The sequence below is a fragment of the Halobacteriovoraceae bacterium genome (assembly GCA_020635115.1).
In the GTDB taxonomy this organism is placed as follows: domain Bacteria; phylum Bdellovibrionota; class Bacteriovoracia; order Bacteriovoracales; family Bacteriovoracaceae; genus JACKAK01.
Map to the genome: position 1 here is coordinate 55,122 of JACKAK010000009.1, position 22,484 is coordinate 77,605.

The 22,484-nt window shown below is 33.1% G+C and carries 19 protein-coding genes, 1 tRNA gene and 2 pseudogenes; 14 read left to right on the top strand and 8 right to left on the bottom strand.

Annotated elements, in window-relative coordinates; translation table 11 throughout:
• Positions 1-174: 174 nt before the first annotated feature.
• Positions 175-402 (bottom strand): hypothetical protein, encoded by a 228-nt coding sequence (locus H6622_14510; GenBank protein ID MCB9062733.1) that lies wholly within the window; start codon positions 400-402, stop codon positions 175-177.
• A 141-nt stretch (positions 403-543) separates the two neighbouring features.
• On the opposite strand from H6622_14510, the gene H6622_14515 reads away from it, so the two are divergent.
• From H6622_14515 to H6622_14540, 6 genes are all read left to right on the top strand, one after another.
• The gene (locus H6622_14515; GenBank protein MCB9062734.1) at positions 544-1,326 is read left to right on the top strand and encodes a hypothetical protein; all 783 of its coding nucleotides are present in this window, start codon (positions 544-546) and stop codon (positions 1,324-1,326) included.
• Between the two features lie 3 nt (positions 1,327-1,329).
• Positions 1,330-3,441: a LysM peptidoglycan-binding domain-containing protein gene (locus H6622_14520; GenBank protein MCB9062735.1), complete on the top strand. Its 2,112-nt coding sequence runs from the start codon at positions 1,330-1,332 to the stop codon at positions 3,439-3,441.
• Between the two features lie 100 nt (positions 3,442-3,541).
• Entirely contained in the window at positions 3,542-5,956 is a 2,415-nt protein-coding gene (gene topA / locus H6622_14525; protein ID MCB9062736.1) for a type I DNA topoisomerase, read from the top strand.
• Positions 5,953-6,939, top strand: coding sequence for a DUF368 domain-containing protein (locus H6622_14530; protein ID MCB9062737.1), 987 nt, complete (start codon positions 5,953-5,955; stop codon positions 6,937-6,939). The genes topA and H6622_14530 overlap by 4 nt, the downstream gene beginning before the upstream one ends.
• A gap of 72 nt (positions 6,940-7,011) precedes the next feature.
• Positions 7,012-7,917 carry a hypothetical protein gene (locus H6622_14535; GenBank protein MCB9062738.1) on the top strand — a complete coding sequence of 302 codons (906 nt, stop codon included), beginning with the start codon at positions 7,012-7,014 and terminating at the stop codon, positions 7,915-7,917.
• A gap of 29 nt (positions 7,918-7,946) precedes the next feature.
• Positions 7,947-8,023: transfer RNA gene (locus H6622_14540), tRNA-Arg, on the top strand.
• Between the two features lie 90 nt (positions 8,024-8,113).
• Here the strand turns inward: H6622_14540 and H6622_14545 are convergent.
• Positions 8,114-8,233, bottom strand: a pseudogene (locus tag H6622_14545) (transposase).
• Between the two features lie 6 nt (positions 8,234-8,239).
• Positions 8,240-8,978: pseudogene (locus H6622_14550) on the bottom strand (IS5 family transposase).
• Positions 8,979-9,966: 988 nt separating this feature from the next.
• Between H6622_14550 and H6622_14555 the strand changes: the two are divergent.
• The 6 genes from H6622_14555 to H6622_14580 all read left to right on the top strand — a co-directional run bounded on the left by H6622_14555 (position 9,967) and on the right by H6622_14580 (position 15,781).
• Positions 9,967-10,419, top strand: a complete 453-nt coding sequence (locus H6622_14555; protein MCB9062739.1) for a hypothetical protein — start codon at positions 9,967-9,969, stop codon at positions 10,417-10,419.
• Positions 10,420-10,766: 347 nt separating this feature from the next.
• A complete protein-coding gene (locus tag H6622_14560) occupies positions 10,767-11,831 on the top strand; it encodes a LysM peptidoglycan-binding domain-containing protein (protein ID MCB9062740.1) in 1,065 nt (354 codons plus the stop codon).
• On the top strand, positions 11,828-12,346 hold the full coding sequence (locus H6622_14565) for a hypothetical protein (GenBank protein MCB9062741.1): 519 nt from the start codon (positions 11,828-11,830) through the stop codon (positions 12,344-12,346). Before H6622_14560 ends, H6622_14565 begins: the two co-directional genes overlap by 4 nt.
• 95 nt (positions 12,347-12,441) lie before the next feature.
• The gene (locus H6622_14570; protein ID MCB9062742.1) at positions 12,442-12,966 is read left to right on the top strand and encodes a hypothetical protein; all 525 of its coding nucleotides are present in this window, start codon (positions 12,442-12,444) and stop codon (positions 12,964-12,966) included.
• 435 nt (positions 12,967-13,401) lie between these two features.
• Positions 13,402-14,130 carry a phosphatase PAP2 family protein gene (locus H6622_14575; protein MCB9062743.1) on the top strand — a complete coding sequence of 243 codons (729 nt, stop codon included), beginning with the start codon at positions 13,402-13,404 and terminating at the stop codon, positions 14,128-14,130.
• A 1-nt stretch (position 14,131) separates the two neighbouring features.
• Positions 14,132-15,781, top strand: a complete 1,650-nt coding sequence (locus H6622_14580) for a phosphoethanolamine--lipid A transferase (protein MCB9062744.1) — start codon at positions 14,132-14,134, stop codon at positions 15,779-15,781.
• A 68-nt stretch (positions 15,782-15,849) separates the two neighbouring features.
• Here the strand turns inward: H6622_14580 and H6622_14585 are convergent, their stop codons facing one another.
• The 5 genes from H6622_14585 to H6622_14605 form a co-directional block, all read right to left on the bottom strand.
• Positions 15,850-16,671 carry an alpha/beta hydrolase gene (locus H6622_14585; protein ID MCB9062745.1) on the bottom strand — a complete coding sequence of 274 codons (822 nt, stop codon included), beginning with the start codon at positions 16,669-16,671 and terminating at the stop codon, positions 15,850-15,852.
• The gene (locus H6622_14590; GenBank protein ID MCB9062746.1) at positions 16,659-17,006 is read right to left on the bottom strand and encodes a hypothetical protein; all 348 of its coding nucleotides are present in this window, start codon (positions 17,004-17,006) and stop codon (positions 16,659-16,661) included. The genes H6622_14585 and H6622_14590 overlap by 13 nt, the downstream gene beginning before the upstream one ends.
• A gap of 10 nt (positions 17,007-17,016) precedes the next feature.
• Positions 17,017-18,915 carry a DUF4105 domain-containing protein gene (locus tag H6622_14595; GenBank protein ID MCB9062747.1) on the bottom strand — a complete coding sequence of 633 codons (1,899 nt, stop codon included), beginning with the start codon at positions 18,913-18,915 and terminating at the stop codon, positions 17,017-17,019.
• 19 nt (positions 18,916-18,934) lie between these two features.
• Complete coding sequence (locus tag H6622_14600; protein ID MCB9062748.1) at positions 18,935-19,372, bottom strand: DUF3015 family protein; 438 nt, start codon at positions 19,370-19,372, stop codon at positions 18,935-18,937.
• A 62-nt stretch (positions 19,373-19,434) separates the two neighbouring features.
• Positions 19,435-19,698, bottom strand: coding sequence for a hypothetical protein (locus H6622_14605; protein MCB9062749.1), 264 nt, complete (start codon positions 19,696-19,698; stop codon positions 19,435-19,437).
• Positions 19,699-19,740: 42 nt separating this feature from the next.
• On the opposite strand from H6622_14605, the gene H6622_14610 reads away from it, so the two are divergent.
• Together H6622_14610 and H6622_14615 are read left to right on the top strand one after the other, a co-directional pair.
• The gene (locus tag H6622_14610; GenBank protein MCB9062750.1) at positions 19,741-21,009 is read left to right on the top strand and encodes an ISL3 family transposase; all 1,269 of its coding nucleotides are present in this window, start codon (positions 19,741-19,743) and stop codon (positions 21,007-21,009) included.
• A gap of 369 nt (positions 21,010-21,378) precedes the next feature.
• Positions 21,379-22,440: a hypothetical protein gene (locus H6622_14615; GenBank protein ID MCB9062751.1), complete on the top strand. Its 1,062-nt coding sequence runs from the start codon at positions 21,379-21,381 to the stop codon at positions 22,438-22,440.
• Positions 22,441-22,484: the final 44 nt, after the last annotated feature.

Here is a 22,484-nt window from a genome sequence, read left to right on the forward strand (position 1 = left end):
ACCACCAAGATGGGAGGATTGTAGTATGTGTAAAAAAAGATTGTGTTTGTTTTTTCAATTTTTCTCCTGAACCTAGAGAATTAATACCTGAATTGAGCTACTCTCGTCAAATTTTAATTATATGCACGTGACTCAGTGCAATTTGCTAGAACAAAATACTTAAAATGAATATGTTCAAATTTTTGTGATCGTGTACTGCTTACCTAAGAAGTCTAACAACCTATTTACCTCATCTTTAAATTCAATCGGTCCGCAGATTTCTATATCTCGGTATAACTTACCAAGTGACTCTTCCAAAGTTGAGTAAAAACATAAACCTTCATTTGATTCAAGTTGAAAATATGTAAAGGCCGACTGGCTTTTTGGGACTCTAATCGTAAATTTGAAAATATTGTTGGACATAATTAAACCTCATATCGATTAGTTATTGACTTGGGCCCAGCTTGAATTAGAATTAATATAAGATGAATTTTCCTTTTTCAAAGATAATCTGAGAAAAAAGGTATTTTTTATCAGGTCAGGATGACCTCAAGGGAGACAAGGATGTTACTCAAAGCAGTTAAAGTAGCTCTTATTTATTTACTTCCATATACATTACTATTCTCTTGTTCAATGATTTCAAGAAAAGGCAAAGATGAACCCAAAAAAGAAGAAAGTAAAAGTACTCAAGTTGGTTCAAATCAATCTGCAGAAGTAGTAAGTAATACAGAGAATGAACCATCAGATGTCAGATCAAAATATCTGGCCCTTTTAAAAAAATATAAAGATGTTAACCCAAACGATCCTGAAATAAAAAATTTCGAAATGGAAATGGACTCAAGTGTTTCAAACCAACAAAATATTATGTCTGATCTCAATGAGGCCAAGGGCCCTGCACAGTTAATAGAAACAGTTGACGTTTTTCCAACTGTTGAAAAAAAGGCAATGGACCTAAGCACAAGTAATTCAGGAATATTAAGAGAATTAGTTGAAGATGAAACAGTCGAATCTCATGTCAGAAATATTTTGAAGGCAGAAGAACTAGTTGGTGAGGCGAAATATAATGAAGCACTAATTTTGCTTAGAGAAATGGAGGCCTCGCCTTTAATTCAAATTAAAGTTAGAGCAAAATTTTTGTTGGGAGAAATTCTTTTTCAACAAAAAGAATATGATTTATCAATGCAAATATATGAAGAAATCGTTATGAAATATGCTTTTTCATCAGTGATTTTTAAAGTTTTAGGAAGATTAGTTGTATGTAGTGAAAAGCTAAATTTAGCTAGTAAACAACAAAAATACTACTCAATCTTGCATGATCTCTTTGGGTATGACAAACAAGAAGGTTAGATTTTGAATAAACTACGCATTCTTGCAATCATGTTGATATTTTTATCTAAGATTTTGTTAGCACAGGATCTTGATAATATGAAACTATTTGAAGAATCTGAAGATGATGTCCTGGCCAAAGATATGACAGTTGAAGATCCACTACCAAAAACTGATATGGATGTTAGTGAGTTTGAAAGTGTAGATGAGGAAAATGAACTTGCCGAATTGAGAAAAGATATCCAAGACACTGGTGTGAAAGAGGAAGAAACATCAGATAATGAACTAAATGAATTACTTAATGAAAAAGGCGAAGAAAAAAAACTTATAGTTAATGATGAACAGACAGCAAAAAAACTTAAAAAGAAGGCCGTAATATTTGATTTGGGAGAAGAAGAGGCGAAATTACTTGAAATGGCGAAATTTGTTGAAGGAAAAATTCCAAGTGATGAATGGGCAGAAATTGCTGTAACTTCTAAAGAGGGGAAATACATTGTACAAGAGGGAGATTGGCTATGGAAAATAGCTAAACAACTCTTTGGATCTGGTTTTTACTACTCAAAAATATGGTCGTTAAACCCTTATATTACTAACCCACACCAAATTGAACCTGGAATGGAGCTTGTTTTCAGTACTGGAGATTTTGATAGACCACCATCTGTGACAGTCGGAAAATTTGCCACAGATCAAAATATTAAAGATATTAAAAAAATAGATTTTGCTGATTTTGGAGATAGTGCTAAACCAAGATGGGTTGATGAAAGAGATAAACTTGTTAATCAAGGGACATTTTTTCAATATGCATCTGAAGAAACCTATGATGATTTATTTGAAGTATCTAAACAATATTTAAACAGAGAATATCAAAAATATGAACCTCCTGTTACAGAGATCGTCATCCTCGAACCTGATGAAACATATGATGATGCTGGATTTGATAAGACATCTCGAGTGACTTTTGATTTTAAAGAAGGCTTTTCTCTGAACAGTTTTGTCACTACTAACGTTGTTCAGGATCTAGGTAAAATTTCATTTGCTCGTACTGAAGCTCTTTATTTAAGTAACTCGAACAAAGTCTATGTAGATTTTGATGAAAGTGTTGGGCCAAAACCAGGGGATCTTTTTTCTATTTATTCACCAGAGGGTGTAGTTGAACATGAAATTTCAGATAGAAGGGGATACCGCTATACTATAAAGGGTCAGCTAAAGGTTATAAAACTGATCGATAATATTTGGGAATGTGAACTTTTTGAAGTTAATGGTGTCATTCAAAGGGGTGACAGAGTAACGATTTACACTCCAAAAATTAACAAAGTCTTTAAAACTTTTAATCGTAAAAAAATTGAAGCGGCCATTGTCGGCGCTTATCGGGCCGGTTTGGATGTGAGTTCATTTGGAGATGTACTCTACCTTGATAGGGGACGGGCCGATGGAGTTGAAATTGGAAACGTTTTTGATGTTTATTCATTTGAAGATAGAAGTAATGGCAGAAAAATTACAGTTGATCCTACTTATAAAATTGGTGAACTTACAATCGTTAGCTTAACGGATAATTTTGCAACGGCCTTAGTCACCCATTCTCGCCATGAAATTGAAATTGGTTCTTTATCAATATCTAAATCTAAAGAAGAAGCTATTAGATCTGATAGAAACCGAAATGGGGTTATTTTAAGTGATATAAAAACTCTCGAAAATAAAGCTCAAGAAGATCTTGATATCGAGCTCAATATAGATAATATCAACAACGATCTGCTCGAAAAGATTGACTCGGTGAAGCTTACTGATGATGAATTAGATGAACTTGAGCGTCAAGAAAGAGAGAAATCAGTTATTCGTGATCAAGATAAAGATTTACGCGCGTTAGAAAAAATCGAGAACCAAATTGAACTTGCAGAGCAGCAACTAGACGCTTATCAGGTTGATGAAGATAAATTACTTGAACAGCAAGACCTTAATAATCTTGAAGGCGGTCTCTCAAAGTCAGATCCTAACGCATTCGAGTCAATGAACGATTTAGAAAAAGACATCGGAAAAAAATATCTTGATGAAAATCTCAACTCAAAAGAAAATCCTTACGGTTTAACAGAGTTTGATATTGAAAAAATAGATGAGCTATTGAATACTAATCAACAATGATCTAAGATCTCCACGAAATTTCCGCCCAGGCGCATAATCGCAAAGAATTTGTGTTGCGAGTTGGGTAAAAAGATGAATTTAATGTCTTAAAAGGTTGATAATGTCCGCAAAGAAAGTTGCTAAGAAGAAAAAAATTACCAAAAAAGCTATTAAGAAAACTACTAAGAAAGCTGTTAAAAAAAGCTCCAGCATAAGTTCCTTAGGAAAATATGACCTAGTTGTTGTTGAGTCCCCTTCGAAGGCCAAGACAATTAAAAAATATCTAGGTAGAGACTATCAAGTCGTCGCATCCAATGGTCACATTAAAGATCTCCCCAAATCTAAGCTAGGTGTAGATATCAAAAATGACTTTGAAATCGATCTTGTTCCAATCTCTGGAAAAGGGGATAAGATTAAAAGGATCCAAGAACTGGCCGGAGATGCTACAAATATCTACCTCGCTCCTGATATGGACCGCGAGGGAGAGGCCATAGCTTTTCATATTGCCGAAGAAATTGGAAGAAAGAAAAACATCTACAGAGTTGTTTTTAATGCAGTTACAAAAAATGCTGTAATAAATGCAATTGAACATCCCACAAAATTAAACCTTCCAATGTATGACTCTCAAAAAACAAGAAGAGTTCTCGATAGACTTGTTGGTTATAAAATTTCACCAATTCTTTGGGATAAAATCCAAAGAGGGATTTCTGCTGGCCGCGTCCAATCTGTTGCTCTTAGAATTATTGTTGAAAGAGAAGATGAAATTAAAGCTTTTATTGCCGAACAATGGTTTTCTATTCATGGCCAAATGGAAAAAAATGGACAACAGTTTGAAATTAAATATTTTGGAGATGATGAAAAGAAAAAAAGAGATCTGAATACATTAGAAGATGCTCTAGAGATAGTAAAAAACGTAAAAGGACAAATGTATAATGTCCAAGATGTCATAAAAAAAGAAAGGAAGCAAAATCCTACTCCACCATTTACAACATCTAAATTGCAACAAGAGGCCGCTAATAAACTAGGGTTTACTGCAAAACGTACAATGATGATTGCTCAAAAACTGTATGAGGGTATACAGCTTCGTGATCACGGTCTACAAGGTCTTATCACCTATATGCGTACCGATTCTGTAAGGACAGAACCGGAAACTTTAGGAAAAGTAAGAGAGTATATCAAGGAAAAATACGGACCTAAATTCTTATCCCATGAACCTATTCACTACAAAAAGAAAGGTTCTAATAAAGTACAAGATGCCCACGAGGCCATTAGACCTACTAACCTAATGTTTACACCTGACGAAGTACGAGGCGATTTAGAACCAGAGCAGCAAAAACTCTATGAACTCATTTGGAATAAATTTATATCATCTCAGATGTCTCAAGCAATTATCGATCAAACAACTGTACTTCTTAATTGCAATAATCACTTTTTTAAAGCAAATGGTTCTATTATTAAGTTTCCAGGTTTTAGAACGATTTATTTGGAAGCTGCCGCTGAAAAACAAAAGAAAAAGAATGAAGATGATGATAATGACGATTCTAAATCAGATTCTGGCATTCTCCCTGAAATTTCAAAAGGGGAAAAACTAAAGGCCAAACAGGATCCTAAAGAAGAGGAACATTGGACAAGTCCACCTCCAAGATTCAATGAAGCTTCGCTCGTTAAAACTCTCGAAGAAAAAGGAATAGGAAGACCATCTACCTACGCTTCAATTATATCAAATATTCAAGATAGAGGTTATGTCGAAAAAACGGAGAATAGATTTCTTCCAACAGAACTCGGAATAGTAGTCTGTAAAATGCTTGTTGAAAGCTTTCCTGAAGTCATGGATGTCGCTTTTACTGCAAGAGTTGAAGAGCTCCTTGATAAGATTGAGGATGGGACTATCGCCTATAAAAAAGTTCTTAGAGAATTTTGGAAAGATTTTGAGATCACATTAGAAAAAGCTAAAGAGGAAATGAAAAACCTCAAAAAAACATTAATCCCTACCGGAGTCAAATGCGTAAAGTGTGTGGATGGAGAATATCATATACGCTGGGGAAGAAACGGGCAATTCCTGGCCTGCTCTAATTATCCCGATTGTACCTCAACTCAAGATTTCAAAAAACAACTTGATGGAAAAATTACAATCATTCCTAAGGAATATTTTAGAGATCCATGTCCTACATGTGGCAATAAATTAGAAGTTAAAACTGGAAAATTTGGACGATTTGTACGATGTGAGGATTATCCTAAATGCGATACAACACTACCATACACAATTAATGTTACTTGCCCGGAATGTAATAAAGGCAAATTTGCTGAAAAGAAAAGCCGTTATGGAAAAATCTTTTACGGTTGTACAAACTATCCCAATTGCGAAAATGCATTATGGAGTGCCCCAAGACTTTATGACTGTGAAGGTTGTGGTTACCCTTTAATGGTCGATAGAATTACAAAACGTTGGGGACACCAATTACAATGTCCAAAATGCAAACATAGTGTTGATATAGAAGACACGCCATTTAAAGATGAAGATCAAGGTGCCCAATGAGTGAATTATCTTGGAAAGAGACCCTAAGCGGAGGTCCGGCTCCACAGAATAAAAAAGAATTTTTTATTCTTATGGCCAAAGGACTCTGTATGGGGGCCGCTGATCTTATCCCAGGTGTTTCAGGTGGGACAGTTGCCTTTATCACTGGAATCTATACTAATCTAGTAAATGCCATCACATCAATAAATAAAGAGGTTATAACAAAACTTCTGAAATTTCAGATAAAAGATGCCCTATCTCAAATACATTTAGGCTTTCTCATACCCTTAATGGCCGGAATCTTTTGTTCAATCGTTGGACTAGCTAGAATTATGCATTACCTCATGCGCGAACAAGCGATCCCAACTTGGGGAATGTTTTTTGGCCTCATTTTGGCCTCAATCATTATCGTAGGCAGACATGGTGAAATTTGGAGAGATTTCAAAAGAATTGTTTGGTTGGTATTTGGAGTCTTGTCTGCTCATTTTATCGTTAACCTCATTCCTGTACAAACCCCTGAAGAAATGTGGTTCATTTTCTTATGTGGAATAATCGCCATAATGGCCATGATCTTACCTGGGATTTCAGGTTCTTTTCTTCTTCTTATTTTAGGAAAATATGAATTTGTAACTGGTGCTGTAAAAAACCCATTCATACTAGAAAATATAAAAATCATTATTGTTTTTGCATGTGGGGCATTCATAGGACTAACTTCCTTTTCTAGAGTTTTAAGTTATTTTCTCACAAAGTATGAAAAGATAACCATGGCATACTTAACTGGAATAATGATAGGGGCGTTACAAAAAGTATGGCCATGGCGTCAGATTGTTGATTCTACAGTGATTAGAGGTAAAACTTATATCCTAAAAGAAATAAATATACTGCCCAATAACTTTGATTCAATTGATATTTCAGCGTTTGTTTTGATGTTAGTTGGAATTATATTTGTTCTTTTTTTAGATAGTATGACTCGAAAAAAAGATTCAATGACTCATTCATCATAATTTTTGTCTTTTTTTATTCTAAGGAATCAGATTGAAAGACTAAAAAGATGATTGAAAATACACGGATTTAGTATGAATATTTTCACAATATTTCTCATATTATCTTTTAAGACTTTTGCAAATTTACCAAGCTCAATTCAGGAAATGCAAATTGTAGAAAGTTGTCAGTCTACTTACAATGAAGCAGAAGAAAGATACGAGAAAAAAAAATATCTAAGGCCTTTAGAGGGTGTCGAAGAGTTTTTAGAATTTCTGGATAAAGCATGTAACATCATTGTAAAAAAAGAAAAAAATCTAAGGAGTTATCTCTATATGGATGCTCTCAGAGATCTTGTTTATAGCTGCCAATACAGTACAGAGATGCAAAAATTTGAAAGATGTAAGGGGCCTAAAATTGAACTACTCGTTCAAAGTAATTTTGTTGGTATTGTCGAAAGGGAGACATACTTTTTTGGGCATATTTGGAAAGTAAAAAAAGAAACAGAAACGAAAAAAATTGGTAACTTGAATCTTGTCATGGCATATGACTATGGGAAAAAGATCTATGATTATCTTCTAACAGAAATAGATCCGCATTATTATGGGTGGATACAATTTCAAAGAAGATTTTTAGATGAGTATAAAATTAGAATTCAAAATGGATATATAGGCCCACATTTTAAAAAACAATATGAATATTTATATGAGTTTGAGAAGGTCATTTATGATCTTGTTCCAGAATCGTATGAACGATTAGTTAAAAGAGATCAAGTTTATGAGCTTTTTTTTAGGGAACGAATTGAAGGAGTTAATGAATTTGGAGCATTTATTAATCTTTTTTCTAATAAATTAATTCATCCATTTGATTTATTAGTGAAATTCATTGTAAGAGAAGACCTTGCAACCACAACTCCACGTTATTTAGGTAGAACCAAACTTGAATATATGAAATCATTAAAAAAGTTTGTAGGACTAAATGAATTGCCAGTCAAAGAATAACGAAGTATATTCGGTCTACATTTTTAAACGGGGTGTTAGCTCAGCTGGATAGAGTAGCAGGCTTCGAACCTGTTGGTCGGGGGTTCGAATCCCTCACACCCCGCCATAATTTGGATTTTTATATCTTACCAGGGAGACCCTTTCCCTTGAATTTTGATTCTTCCCGATCGATGGTGGGTAAACCATCCAAAGCCCTTCAACCACAGACACTTAAGAGACGTAACCGATAGTTATTTGGTTTCTTATATCCGTAAGCTCTTCTTCTTACAAGGGAAGCTTTGTTATTAAAGCCCTCTAACCTCGCATTTGTTAGGGCGTGTCCTCATTTCCCAAGTCTGATCCAAATCAAAGAAAAAACGATCCTCAGAACTGCCTTATAATTTCTTGCTAACTTATCAAATCTAGTTGCGACCCCCCTATAATGCTTGACTCTGGCGAAGAGGTTTTCTACTAAGTGACGGCCTTTGTAGATGTGAGAATCAAATTCAGAGTTTTCCTTTTTACTATTTGATCTCCTGGGAATGATCGGAATTTTTCCCTTCTCTTTTGTAAATTTTAATTGAATAATCCCCAAAAATTACCACTTTCTTCGCAACCCATATCAATTAACTTTTTAGCAATTTTGCTGTAGTGGACCTCACCCCCAGTGATTTCAAAATCAATCGGGTTTCCACACGCGTCGGCGGCGGCATGTACCTTTGTTGTAAGTCCCCCTCTAGATCGACCGATGGAGCGCTCTTCTCCAACCCGAGCTCCACTCGCATGCTGGTGAGCTGTAACATAACTTCCGTCTCCGTATATTTCTTCTTCGTCAATTTCTCCTCGTACAGCAAAAAAAAATCGTCCCAAAGTCCATTCTTGGCCCAACGGTTAAACCGATTAAAAATTGTTTGCCAAGGACCAAATTCTGGAGGGATATCTCTCCATGGTGACCCTACTCGGATCTTCCAAATGATACCTTCTATGATATCTCGAGTATTGGAAGTTATGTAGCATCCCTTATTCTTAAGAGTCCATTTCACTTCTTCCCAATGTAAGTCAGTAAGAGCACGTCTTGCCATAATGATTTCTCCTTATAAAATAAAGAAGAAATAATCATCTAAATTTTTCAAAAGGCCTAGTCGCAGGGCCGTAAGTGATTGAAACTAAGTCGTCAAAATGAAATGAGGACACGCCCTAGTATTTGTCCGGAAAAAAATGGATCATTTGCGATTAATCTATACATCTCAATTGAATATGACAAATCACTTATTAAGTTAAGTTTAAAAATAGTATTTGTATTTATTTACAGCAGTAAAAAAAATGTTTTCTATTTACAAATGAGCGACAATGTGTCTCATCGCTACATCTGTTGTTCAAATATGAAAATTTCTACATGTACTGCGATCTTGAAAAAAAATAATTAATGTCCTTTTTTTGGCAAGTAACGAAGTTATAATTCACTTTATACTTAAAACGGAATATTTTATGTTAAATCATAAGAATGGTTTATATTTACAAGCTTTCATTTTATGTTGTCCTGGAATTCTTGCTGTCGCTTTTTTTTTCCAACATTTCTCAAAAAATTTGATAATGGCACTTCCCTTTTGGGGACATCGTTCTTTTATGTTTGGCTTGGTATGATTGTGGGAGTTTTTTTACTAATTTTATTAAATCAGAAAAAACCTCATGTGGTTTCTGGAATGTGCGAGTTTCTCTGATTTATTGTATCCTTAATAATCCTATTAACATATAAAAAGCAATCAACTTATATTTTTATATCTCTTATCTTTTTTCGATGCTGTAATATCACTTATTGGGTCTATATTGTTTTTCAAGTTGGATGCAATTTCTCCAAATGTAAAATCTGTGCCAGTCAAATTGTTTCAAAATCACTTTAAGGAAAAGAGACTGTTCACTCTTTTGCTTGCAGATATGTTATTGGCATTCTCTTTAAGTGGTACGAACTATCTCTTAGTTGAATATGGTGAAAACTATTTCTCTAAGTTTGGAAGTTATGGAACTACATTGTTGATATATGCTGGATTCTACTTTTTGGGAGGTCAAGTTATGACTGCTAATTATGCATTGATCAAGAGATTTAATTTTCAAATAATGAAATACTCCTCATTTGGTATTGTAATTGGTTTTCTATTATTTCTTTTTTCAAAGTCTACCATCATTCTTGTCGTTGGATTCGCATTAATTTTTATTTCTTATCCAATCGCTCTTTTGTCTTTTGAAAAAAGCTGGTTTAATTTACTTGATAAAGAAAGCGCTAGCGCTGTTTATGCTCATCGTTATTTGATAATTTCTCTAATTTGGGCAATTGGTGAAATCTTCTTCTCCTCTTTTGTAAATAGCGATAATCAAGTACGCCTGCTTTTAGATTCTTCTTTCTTATTGTCAACAGAAGCAATTTCTCTTTTTCTTGATTTGACAGGTTTTTTATTGGATTCTGTGCCTTCTTTTTTTATTCTGTTCTGGAGCAAACCCATTATATTCAGGATTATAACCAGCTGATTCACTTCCAGAACTCCCTCCTGGATTAGTCAATGGTTTAAGGTCAGTAGGTTAATTTATTTGTGGTCATTTTTTGTCACTCTAAAGACTGATGGACTAGTTAAAGTCCTGGCTGCACAAGATAGTGTAAAATTAAAAATCTATGCAATATTCAGTTCATTGAAATATACTTAGACTAAATAAAATAGGAATAAGATCATTATTAAGTTCAGATAACCAACTGATAGTTAATCATTTACAAATTTCAAGTATGAAAAATTCGCAATATTCTCTCGATTGGACACTTAAATATGATATTAACGTTAAAAATATTCTAACTGGAGTGTAGAGTGAGTAGCGGAAGACCTATGGGTTTCTATATAGTTTATGAGGTTCAACCAGGAGATACTCTTTCTCAGATAATCTTAGATCATTTTGAATATGTTAAAAGTCCATATAGGCCGGACATTAGTTGGAATGGGCTGCAAGAATTCATTAACATTATTATGCACAATAATCCAGAAATCACAGATCCAAACAGAATTAACCCTTGGCAAATAATAGACCTAGCACCTTATAAGAAAAAGCATTACGAGATCTACAGTCGCGTTGATCGTATACTGATGCGGCAGTCATTCAATCAATCGACTCAAGATGAACGAAATACAATAAATCGCAATCAAGCATTATTTCAGTTTTTGGCAAATAACACTGGAGAAGTAGTAGATAGCGAATTTTATAGAACTGGTATCTTAGCAGGCACGGGGGAATTAGCAGATCAATCAATGCAAGGTCTTGGAAAGATGGTTAATAGTATAAAGAACCATGATTTTAGAAGATGGAGTAAGAAAGCACCAAAAAATTTGAGAATCAAGCAAGCATTAAAGACTGCTCCAGTTAAAGCAGAATTAAATGCAATGACTAGATTTATTAAAGGGAGGATAACGGGAGCAAATTGGCAAGATTACATTAATCCACTTTCAAAATCGTTCATTATACCGGATACGCTTAGTCGAAAAGAAGCATCAGCGTGGGTGCAAAGAGCTCTGAAGGACGTCAAGAAATTAAAGTACGTCAAAGGAGTTGTGGGCTCTCAATGGTTGGATATAGGTTTAGGCATTATTGATGTTTATACGGATAACGATGGGAATTATACTAAAGCTATAGTTAGAGAGATAGGTGGATTCCTGGCCGAAAAAGCCGTTTCGAGACTTTCTATAAAAGTCGCTTGCAGTTTAATTGTAGGCACGGCCACCTTTACAATGGGAATGATTGCATGCAATGTCGTAGTTGAAATTGCTGCTGCTGGTTTATCAAATTGGCTTGGAGAAACTAGTGGTAAGATTTTATATGACTCTGCAGAGGAAGGAGGGAAGCTACTCTATAAAGAAGGTGAAAATCTTGTAAGAGGTAATAAAGGGAATATGTTTTGACGGCAGAGAATATATCATTAATTATTTTTGGTGTAGGCGTATTGTATGTTTTTTCAATACCACTAATTAATAAATTTTATCTGGACAAAAAGTATCCTAAAATTAAAAGAAATGTCATATATGATTTGCCGAATGTGCCTCACTCTGACGACAGGTCCTTTCATCGTTTTTGTGCTTATATAACGGTTTTCCTTCTGCACGATAAAAATAAACAAAGGTATAAGAATCTACTCGCTCAATATTTTAAACCAGAAATAAACGTGAGCAAACTTGCAAAATTTGGTACTTGGGAACGTGTGTTCGGAATTATTAACCTTTCAATTGGAATTATTATCATTGTTGATATGATAATTGCTTATATTTTAACCAACGGTTGGCCTATTAACCTTTTCTATGGAATCGAAAGAAAAATGAGCTTGCAACAGCAAAAAAGCTTTGGTGCACTTTTTATATTCATTGCATTCTTTTTGATCCGTTGGGTATACAAGTTCATCAAAAAGCTCTTCAGTAAATGATTTTTTGAGTTTATACCTATAACTGCTACTGCCGGAAGTTATAGTGGATCATTACTTGGAGGCAAGTTGTACGATAAAATAGAAGGAGTTCTAAGTTGAATGCAGCAGATATTTCTCTAAAAATTTTTGGGTTAATAATAATATATTTTGCTTTAGTTGTACCATTGCTTACATGGTTTTATTTAGATAAAAAATACCCGAAGATTAAAGATAACTTTATATATAATACGACAGGAGGGTTTTTTACTAAATTTAAAGTAAATCACAGATTCTTTGGATATATAACACTATTCGTATTTAACGATTTTAGCAAAAAAAATAACAGAAATAGGCTTTCGCATTATTTTGAGACAAATACAGATATTTCAGATTTGGTGAAAATTGGTAAAAATGAAAAATACTTTGGCATATTTCACATATTTTTAATTTTTATATTCTTGGTTGATTTAGCAATTTTTTACATTTTATCAAAAGGATGGCCTATAAATTATCTCTACGGTATTGAAAGAGGTCCAACAACATTGCAAATGTATCGTTTTTCTGGTCTTGCGGTTACCTTATTTGGTGCGACTATATACTATTCATATAAATTTATAAAAAAGAGAAAGGGCAGAAAGTAAATTTTCTAAGGTTTGTACACACATCTAAAGCCATCATCTGCGGCAGAATATGTTGATAGAGAGTTCGTTGATAGTCCGTAAACACCAGATTTATCTACCCAAGAATAAGTCTCAACTCTAAAAGCTCCAACGTCTGAATCCGCTTTGCCATTGTCCCTTAGTACAATTAGAAAACTTGCTTAATTGTACACAGTAGATATTCTCATCGTAGTTTAACTGTGTCATGATCATTGAAAATTTTAAGATTGTCTTTTTTCTTAATCCATTGCAAGATTTGGAGGAGAGTAACTTTAAGCGTTATATGTTAAAAAAAGACCAGATATTATTTCATAAGATTCATTTCCACACAAAAAGAGAAATGTTAAGCCGCAGCGTATTTCACTTTATATTATGAGTCTGCTATACTTTCTAACTTTGTAATACAGGAAATTTAAAATGACTTTCAATTTAAAACAGATCCATGTTACTCAATATATTATTGTTTCGATCGTTCTAGCAATTTTAGTTTTTGTATTTCATGAATCCACTTTAGATCGCCTACTCATATCTCCATTTTATTCTAAAATTCCACCTCATTGGCCATGGAGAAATTCTTTTGTTACAGAAAAAATTATCCATAAGGGTGGAGTTAAATTTATTATTTTATTTACAGTTTCATTACTTGGAATATGTTTTTTGAATGGAAAAATAAAAAAAAACAAACTCCATCAATTTTTTATCTGTTTCTCTATTTTAGCATCAGCACTTTCGATTGAAGTCATTTACCTACTAAAAAAATCAAATCCAATACAATGTCCATGGAATTTAGATTTTTTTTCAGGCAAGGATCGTTTTGTTTCTCTCTATCAGTTTTTTGATACAAATCTTTCTTTTCCTAAATGTTTTCCAGCAGGGCATTCATCTGCGGCCTACGCTTGGATATCATTCTATTTTGCTTCTCAACTTATTACTGGAAAGAAAAATTATAAATGGCTTTTACCTGGTCTTATCTTGGGTTTTGTATATGGATTTGATCAACAAATTAGAGGGGCCCATTTCTTTTCTCATGATATCGCAACATTATTTTTGTGTTGGATTATCACCGGAGGAATGGCAATAATGGCCAAAATTATTTGCGATTGGTATATGATTAAAAAAGAACTTAAAAACGGCCCGAGGTTGTAATATGTTTATAAATTCTATAAAGAAACATATAAATAATATCTTAAATATCGAAATGACTTCTACTCGATTAATATTTATTGCTTCTGTTCTTATTGGATTAATTTATAATTTGAAGTTTTATGAAAAAGTTATCGATATTTATCCAATTTCATGGAAATATTCATTTTTCTTATTATCCGTAATGATCGTTTTAATAGCTACTTCAAATATTGTTCTTAATTTAATTAGTTTTAGGAAAGCAACAAAAATCATTCTGATTATTAATTTTTTAATAGCTTCTATCATCTGCTACGTTACTTCAAATTATGGAATTGTCATAGATGATACAATGATACTAAATGTGCTCAGTACAAATATTAAAGAGGCACTTGATTTATTTAATCTCAAATTTTTATTCTATTTTTTTTTTCTAGGTTTAATACCTTCATATGTTATTTCTAAGATTAAATTGAAAAAGATATCAATTGGGAAGGAAGTGACGCTTAAAGCAATTAGTGTTGTATTTTCTATTGTTATTGCTTTGGCCATGATTGCTACAACAAGTAAAACTTTTGCTTCATTCTTCAGACAACACAAACCATTGCGTTCCTATGTCAATCCAACTTTTTCATATTACTCAGTGTATAAATACTCAAAAAAAAATGTATTCAAAAAAAATCATGTATTTGTTGAAATAGGAAGAGATGCTAAGGTTTTACAAAAGGATAATAAACGTAATCTGGCCATCTTAATTATCGGAGAAACTGCACGTGGGGATCACTTTTCATTGAATGGTTATGAGAGAAAAACAAATCCACTTTTAGAACAAGAGAAAAATATAGTAAGTTTTGATGATCATTCGAGCTGTGGAACGTCAACGGCCATATCAGTACCTTGTATGTTTTCATATTTACAGCGATCAGAATTTTCATACGCAAAAGCAAATTCCCAAGATAATCTCCTCGATATTCTAAAACACACAGGTGAAATTAGTGTTCTTTGGCGAGATAATAATTCTGATTCAAAGGGAGTCGCAGCGAGAATCGATTACCAAGATTTTAAAAGTCCTAAATTAAATAAAGTATGTGACATTGAATGCAGAGATGTCGGAATGTTAGGAGGATTACAAGAATACATCGATGAGCAAAAATCAAAAAATATTTTTATTGTCCTCCATCAAATGGGAAGTCACGGGCCAGCTTATTATAAAAGGTATCCTAAGAAATTCGAGAAATTTTTACCAACATGTCAAAGTGATCAACTTGAAAACTGTACCGTAGAAGAAATAACTAATACCTATGATAATACGATCTTTTATACTGATTATTTTCTTTCAGAAATTATTAAACTTTTAAAACAAAATTCAGAAAAATTTAAAACTGCAATGATTTACAATAGTGATCATGGCGAATCTTTAGGTGAAAATGGTGTTTACCTACATGGAATGCCCTATCATTTCGCACCAGAAGCTCAAAAGAATTCTGCATTGATAGTATGGATGGGAGAAAGTAATAAAGATGATAGTAATCTTGAAAATCTTAGAAAACGATCAAAAACTACCGTCTCTCATGATAATCTTTTTCATTCAGTATTAGGTTTGATGGAAGTCCAAACGAGTATATACAATTCTCAAATGGATATTTTTTCATCAGATTTTGAAACAAATCTTTGAATGAGAAGATAATATTTATATTAATATGGGTATGCAAAAAAGCTTAAATGATAATAGTGTTAAACTTTTTATAAAGATTCAATATATTTCAAAAATTCTTGACGATATTTATTATTTTCTACAAAAAAGACACCAATATGAGATTTTTGTCCAAAACTCCACATGTTTTTTGGTGATATCAATTCCTCGTAAACAGCTTCACCCTCAGAGTAATCAACTATAAAATCACCCTTGGAATGAATAACTAATTTCGGCATCTTAAATTCTGAAATATAACCTTGCGGAGATGTTTCCCCTGAAGCAACGAGATATCCTAAAGGAGAAAATAGAAAAGTTATCCAACTTTTCTGTAAAACTTTCATGGCCATTCTTCTATATGAACTAAAGGTGGAGTCAAGTACAAGCAGATGAATCTTATCTTTAGTAGGATAAAATCTTAAAGCATCAAGTAAAACTGCACCACCAAGACTTTGCCCAACAACGATAAGCTTTTGGTAATTTCCTTTCTCAAATTCATTTTCAACATATTTTAAAAATGTAAGTGCATCTTCACGTAGACCTAAAGGAGAGGGAGAACCTTCGTTTTTTCCGTATCCTCGATAATCAAACGTTATTAAATCATAATTGTAATCTGTAATCCATAGAAGCGATAACATATGTGAAGACATATTTTCGGCATTTCCATGAAATTGGACGATGAGGTTTTTCTTCTGATCGTTTTTTCCATAAATTGTCCATGATGATAACTGCACTCCTGTTGGAGTTGAAATAATATTTTCTTTAAAGTCTTTATTAAATTGTTTAGGAGTTGCAAATATATTCTTAGATGGGTGGTAGTAAAAGGAACTACAACTACATAAGAGTAGTGTGCATAAAACTATTTTCCACATTTAAGGCCAATACCCTCATATTTATAACCATAGTCACCTACTTTATAATGATTGAGGATGACTACGCTATCTCCACCAGCATCTCTTACTGCTTTTAAAAGATACAGCTTTGCAAAATTTTCTCCTGTTTCCAAAACATTATCAATACCCAAATATTGACCAAGTTTTTTGCAATTACTTACTTCGCTGTCTTTTTTTATTGAAACACTTGTTTCAATTTTTTTTGCATATTCTGGAGATCGGTGAAACAATCCAACGTTCTTCATATTTGTGTTAGTTGCATGTTTAAGGTTTGCACACGAACTTAATACCAAAAGTATTAATAAGTTTTTCATCATAGACTCCCTAATGAAAAAATGAAATTCCCAAAGAATGAGAGGATCTTGATTCTTTGAATTCATTTTGAAGGACTATATCAATGTTTTTTAATATGTGAAAAGAACTTTCATGGGAGATGTCAAAATCAGTTTTATCTTGAGTAAAATAATAATCAATTTTTGATGACAATTTAGTAGTTGCAAATGATCCCCACCAGTGAAAAAGATTAATTTCAGGGCCAATACCAACTGAGATACTATTTTTTATATATTGAGAACTATAGGTGAGGTCAGTATTAATGAGCAAACTTAATGTTGAATGAGTACCAATTTGATGGGTTGATCCCCAAGACATTGTAAAATTAGGAACTGTGCAAAGATAACAAAGTAAGTCATTAGCTTTTTTAAACCCAAAATTTAGAAATAATGTTGGTAGCTTTTGAAATTCACTCCAAGGATGAAGATTTTGGATTTGGACAATTTTTAAACGATGAAGTCTTAACTTTTCAAGCTCATGGTAATAACGTATTTGGGTGTTTAAAAACTCTATGGAAGATGTTTTTGGTTGTCCCTCAAAGGGATCTAAGATTTCATGCATTGCAAATCGATATTCTATTTGAGTGGAATTTTTCTCAATGGAGTGATAGTTGTGTATAAATCTAGCTCTTGCACTTCCATGGCCCTTGTGAGGTTGTTCATCGAGTGGAATGTCAGTTGTTTTTAAAATTCCAGGATTGTTGACTTTACTACGTTTTTCCAAAACTCTCATTTTCCAATCATAGTGATGCCCTTTTTCAGTAAGAATTTCATTTGAAAATTTAAGGTCAATATAATTAATTAAAGTATCAAGGATATAACTTTGAGATTTTTCATTTTTAAATTCATTAAATATAAGATCCTCATTTTGTGAATCAATGACTTTATGAAGCGTTTCTTTTTCAATATCACTCAGTTGTTGAGCAAAAAAATTAGTTTTTTTCCTTATGCTTGGACGATAGTGAACTTTTTTAACTAAATGAGGAACATTATAGACGATATGTATTGTATCCACAGGGATAACATAGATTGGCAATTTATTAATAAGTTCTAAATCTTCTTTGGCCGCTTCAAGAATTGTAAGTAAGTAATATGCACAGTTCTCATCAAAATAATAGTAGTCAAACACAGTTTGACCCAACTCCCAAATATGATCAACGACTGTCGCAATCTCCTTTTTACTTAAATTCAATTCATAGGACCACAAGTCTCTAGATTCATGATCATTGTATTCACGAATTTTATAAAAATAAGGAAGTGAAACAAGAGAACCTTGAAATCCACCCATCGTTCCAAGAAGTGAGTAGAGAATAGGATTATCAGTAGTCATGTTTGCGCCATAACTTATGGCCGTATCGAGTAACTCACTGTATTTCCCATCAGTGAGATTTTCGGATTTTGAAAGACGAAAAAGTGTATGACCAAATGTTGAAGCAGGTGATTCTAAATAATAAGAAGAAAAAACTAGGTGTAATTTTTGTGAGTTATGTCTTTTCAAATAATTTTGATATTCTTGACATTTTTCAAAACCCAAAAGATCAATTGGTAGATTTGTCTGTTCTTTAAGCCATTTAAATCTGGCCGGAAATTTACAAAGTGGATGATCCTTGCTGATATTTAGATTTCCTAGGGAATCTATGAGTGCAAGCAATTCATTTTTGGGTTGTGTTTTGCCATTTTTATGGACGAAAAAACCTGGCCCATCCGCTTCACTTTCAACTCCAGAAAGAATATTTCTCCGATAATGTAAAAGTCGATGCCATCGTTTTGACTCCCATAGTTTTTTTGAAATGGCAGTTTTTTTTACATCAGACAATGCATCAAACGCAAAAATATTTTTTTCAATAAATAATAAAAATATAAAAAGGGGAACAAGCGTTCCCCATCTCATCAATTTTCTATTTGAAATATTAAGCTCCGCAAGAAGATCTTAGGACTTCAATTTTGCTTTGAATTTCAGCAGAGTTATTTGTGCTGAAAATTGAAGAATAATTAGTTTTTAAAGCAGAATAGAAAGACTCAGTAGATCCACATTTATAGAGTTGTGCCAAAGAAGTTAGTGTTTCACCATGACCTTTAGCAATATCATTTTTAAGAGCAGGTCTATTCGTTTCGATGAAATAAGAAACGTCGCCTTCTCCTTCAACGCAGTTTGATGTACCACTTGTAATTCCAAAAGTTTGAGTTCCAAAAGTTCCATTTGTTGTCGCAGCTGCAATTTGAATAAAACCTTTTTGATCACCGAAAACGACTGAACCAAGTCCACATCCGGCCATACCGTAAGACTGTGCGAATGCAGCAATAGAACCCATAGAAAGAATCATAGATAATACGATTTTCTTTAACATAATATTCTCCTTAGAATAGTTATTGGAGAAACTAGTTTAACAAAGCCAAATAGTATGGGATCTTAATCAAAAAAGTTGATTTTAGGGAAACCAATAATTGACTCAGCATACTCGTCAATATTTTCAGGTCTTAAGTTGTCCAGGTCCATCTCAGGTTTTAAAAACAAAAAGAATAATGCATCTTCTTCCCATTCCTTATAATCTTTATCAGGAATTTGATCCCTTATTTCTTCAAAAAAATCTGAATGTTTCAATCTTAATTTGGGCATCTCAATAGACCCTATTCTACATGGGCCTTCTTTTCTCTTATACGATTTAAACTTCATTGTTATCCTCTCTTTATACTTAATTTTTCAAAGGATTGAACTATGAGTTTACGACGTATTCACCGTTACTGCATCCCTGGTTTTGACGTGACAGACACTAAAGAGTGGTTAGATAAAGGCTTTATTGAGATATTTATCAAAGATGGACGTGAAGTTAAACAGTGTTCCAGGTGTTGTCATGAGCTTGATGCAGCCAAAGTTAGCGAGCATAAAGTCAAAGTTCGCACAATGGATATTCATGGTTTTAAGGGATACTACATCTTTAAAAGAACTAAGCATCGATGCGGTAATTGTAAAAAAATTAGAACTTCTAAAATTGACTGGATCTCTGAGGAGACTCCGCACGTAACCGAGGAATATGCTTGGTGGTTAGGACGTCTTTGTGAGATTACTCCAGTCTCTCGGGCCGCTGAGTTCACTGGCAATGATCCTATGAGTATGTGGCGGTTTGATTTTAAAAGAATGAAGCGGATGTTTCAACACTACAAGATCCCAAAGGTCAGGAGGATTTGTGTAGACGAAGTCTATGCCAGAAAGAAAAAGTATCATGCCAAAGAGTCCAGGGATAAACGCTTTTTCACGATAATCTGTGACTTGGACACTAGGAGGGTTATTTGGGTGTCTGAAAGCCGCTCTAAAGAAGCACTTAATGAGTTTTTTCATGTCATGGGAAAAGAGCGCTGTGAAGAGATTGAAGTTGTAGCGGCAGATCAGTTTGATGGATATAAACTTAGCGTGAAAGAGAACTGTCCCAACGCTATTTTTGTATGGGATCGTTTTCATATCATGCAGACGTTTCAAAACTATATTAATAGTGAGAGACAGTGGTTAAATGAGCACATGTGCAAAGGAGAACAAAAGAGACTGACTCGTGGCAAATTTAAACAGTTATTCACTAAAAAATCTGATCGAAGAACAAAAGCTGAGAACCGGCATATTCGGGAAGTCATGAGAGATAATGAATATTTTGTTTACCTAGAACTCATTAAAGAAGGTATGCACCAGATATTTGAATCTGCTTCAGCTCCGGAAGCAAGAGCAAAGTTTGAAGAGATGGGGGAATGGATAAATCAAGCAGGGATCTTCTATGAACTAAAAAAATGGTGGAAAACGTTTGATGATGGATGGGATACATTCAGAAACTACTTCAAATACCCTGTTACCTCATCACTTTCAGAAGGAATAAACAACGTCATCAAAACAATAAAGAAAAGAGCTTATGGTTATAGGAATATGCAGTATTTTAAGCTTAAAATCCTCCAAGTATGCGGATTTTTGAACTCTAAGTGGGTACCAATGAATTTTCAATAACTTCAACTTTTTTGTTAGAGAGGCAATAGTATGACAATATTTTTCCTTTATACTTACGTAGATTTAGAAATTCTCTGCGAAGTTAAAGAGGAGGAGTAAAATTGCAAAAATATGCTTACAAGATTTTTTACGTAGCAATAAATATGTATTTTTTATAGTTTTTATGCCCAAACATTTTATAGATTTCTTTTGGCCACATCTTTTTTTAGATTTTTTCCCTTATATAATCAGATGTTTAAGAATTGATACAGTTTTTGGAACAGTATATATGTACTTTTTTTATACAGAGTTGTGAAAAAAATGCAATGAAGAATATCGCTATTAAATCTTATGCTAGAATGCCTATAAAAAAAATCGGTTAGGTTTATTATGTACTCAAAATTTATAAGTATTTTATCAAGTTTTATTATTCTACTGAATTCTAGTCTGTTATATGGACAGGAATCAGTACAAGACGCAGTTGTTCAAAAAGAAGTGGATGAGAAGCAAGAAGTTCCTCGAGATCCCAACTCCCAATATTTATATTATTCGAATAGACCAATAACGAGACCTTTATTTGTCTCTGAAGATCTAGAAAAAGCAATAGTACTTTTAGAAAAAAATGATTCTGTAAATTTTGGTATTTGTCCTTATTTTGAGGGGAAAGTTTTTACATTAAATTGTAAAGTAATAGGTAAACATTTTGTTCCAAAATCTCAGGATGCACTAGAATATTTCTTAGTAAATTTGGAAATTGAATTTACTAAAGTGTTTGAGAAAAATATTGTTGAAGGAATGGCCAAGGAAATTTCATCGGCAAATATGCAATTATTGTTTCTTTCTCTATTTACTGTTTCATTTGGTGGTTTTTCACTTCTTAGAACTGTTCAGTTGATTGAAGATGATTTATGGAAAGAAAGAAAATTGAGAATAAGTGTATATAAGTATGGTGTAATTGCAGGTTTATTTGCGGTTCCTGTAATTTATTTAATGTTTAAAAAAGGTTCAATTGGAAATGATATTGAAAAATTGCAATATGATTTTTATGAATTAGAAATAAATAACATTCTTGAAAGAATGGATATTAAGAATGTTACCTCAGTAGAACTTTTTAGTGTTGTTATCCAAAGTTTGGAACAATCTATGGATAAAGTTAAAATCAAGAAAAATCCAGTAGATGGATCTGAATATGTTTATCAAGAACAATCAGTGCCAATGTTCTTTAAAAAACTAGGTTTTTTAAGTGATAAGAATAAAGGGGTTTTTGAGCAAATTTTCTCTGATTTTTCAAACAATATGATTACATTTTCTAAATACCTTGAGACTCTTGCGATTTCATACATGGTTTTAGAAGAGCAAATCGATCTTAATGACACGCTCAAAAATATGGAGGCCCCTTTAGAGAAACTAAAAGAAAGAAAAAATCTTTCAGAGAAAGAAAACAAAAAATAAAATTAAATATTTTTATTTAATTCTAGTAGTTTAATATACCCATG

Excerpts from the sequence above, each read along its gene's own strand:
- H6622_14510 (MCB9062733.1), bottom strand. The coding sequence starts at position 402 with ATGTCCAACAATATTTTCAAATTTACGATTAGAGTCCCAAAAAGCCAG.
- H6622_14515 (MCB9062734.1), top strand. The coding sequence starts at position 544 with ATGTTACTCAAAGCAGTTAAAGTAGCTCTTATTTATTTACTTCCATAT.
- topA (MCB9062736.1), top strand. The coding sequence starts at position 3,542 with ATGTCCGCAAAGAAAGTTGCTAAGAAGAAAAAAATTACCAAAAAAGCT.
- H6622_14530 (MCB9062737.1), top strand. The coding sequence starts at position 5,953 with ATGAGTGAATTATCTTGGAAAGAGACCCTAAGCGGAGGTCCGGCTCCA.
- H6622_14535 (MCB9062738.1), top strand. The coding sequence starts at position 7,012 with ATGAATATTTTCACAATATTTCTCATATTATCTTTTAAGACTTTTGCA.
- H6622_14555 (MCB9062739.1), top strand. The coding sequence starts at position 9,967 with ATGACTGCTAATTATGCATTGATCAAGAGATTTAATTTTCAAATAATG.
- H6622_14560 (MCB9062740.1), top strand. The coding sequence starts at position 10,767 with ATGGGTTTCTATATAGTTTATGAGGTTCAACCAGGAGATACTCTTTCT.
- H6622_14575 (MCB9062743.1), top strand. The coding sequence starts at position 13,402 with ATGACTTTCAATTTAAAACAGATCCATGTTACTCAATATATTATTGTT.
- H6622_14580 (MCB9062744.1), top strand. The coding sequence starts at position 14,132 with ATGTTTATAAATTCTATAAAGAAACATATAAATAATATCTTAAATATC.
- H6622_14585 (MCB9062745.1), bottom strand. The coding sequence starts at position 16,671 with ATGTGGAAAATAGTTTTATGCACACTACTCTTATGTAGTTGTAGTTCC.
- H6622_14590 (MCB9062746.1), bottom strand. The coding sequence starts at position 17,006 with ATGAAAAACTTATTAATACTTTTGGTATTAAGTTCGTGTGCAAACCTT.
- H6622_14595 (MCB9062747.1), bottom strand. The coding sequence starts at position 18,915 with ATGAGATGGGGAACGCTTGTTCCCCTTTTTATATTTTTATTATTTATT.
- H6622_14600 (MCB9062748.1), bottom strand. The coding sequence starts at position 19,372 with ATGTTAAAGAAAATCGTATTATCTATGATTCTTTCTATGGGTTCTATT.
- H6622_14605 (MCB9062749.1), bottom strand. The coding sequence starts at position 19,698 with ATGAAGTTTAAATCGTATAAGAGAAAAGAAGGCCCATGTAGAATAGGG.
- H6622_14610 (MCB9062750.1), top strand. The coding sequence starts at position 19,741 with ATGAGTTTACGACGTATTCACCGTTACTGCATCCCTGGTTTTGACGTG.
- H6622_14615 (MCB9062751.1), top strand. The coding sequence starts at position 21,379 with ATGTACTCAAAATTTATAAGTATTTTATCAAGTTTTATTATTCTACTG.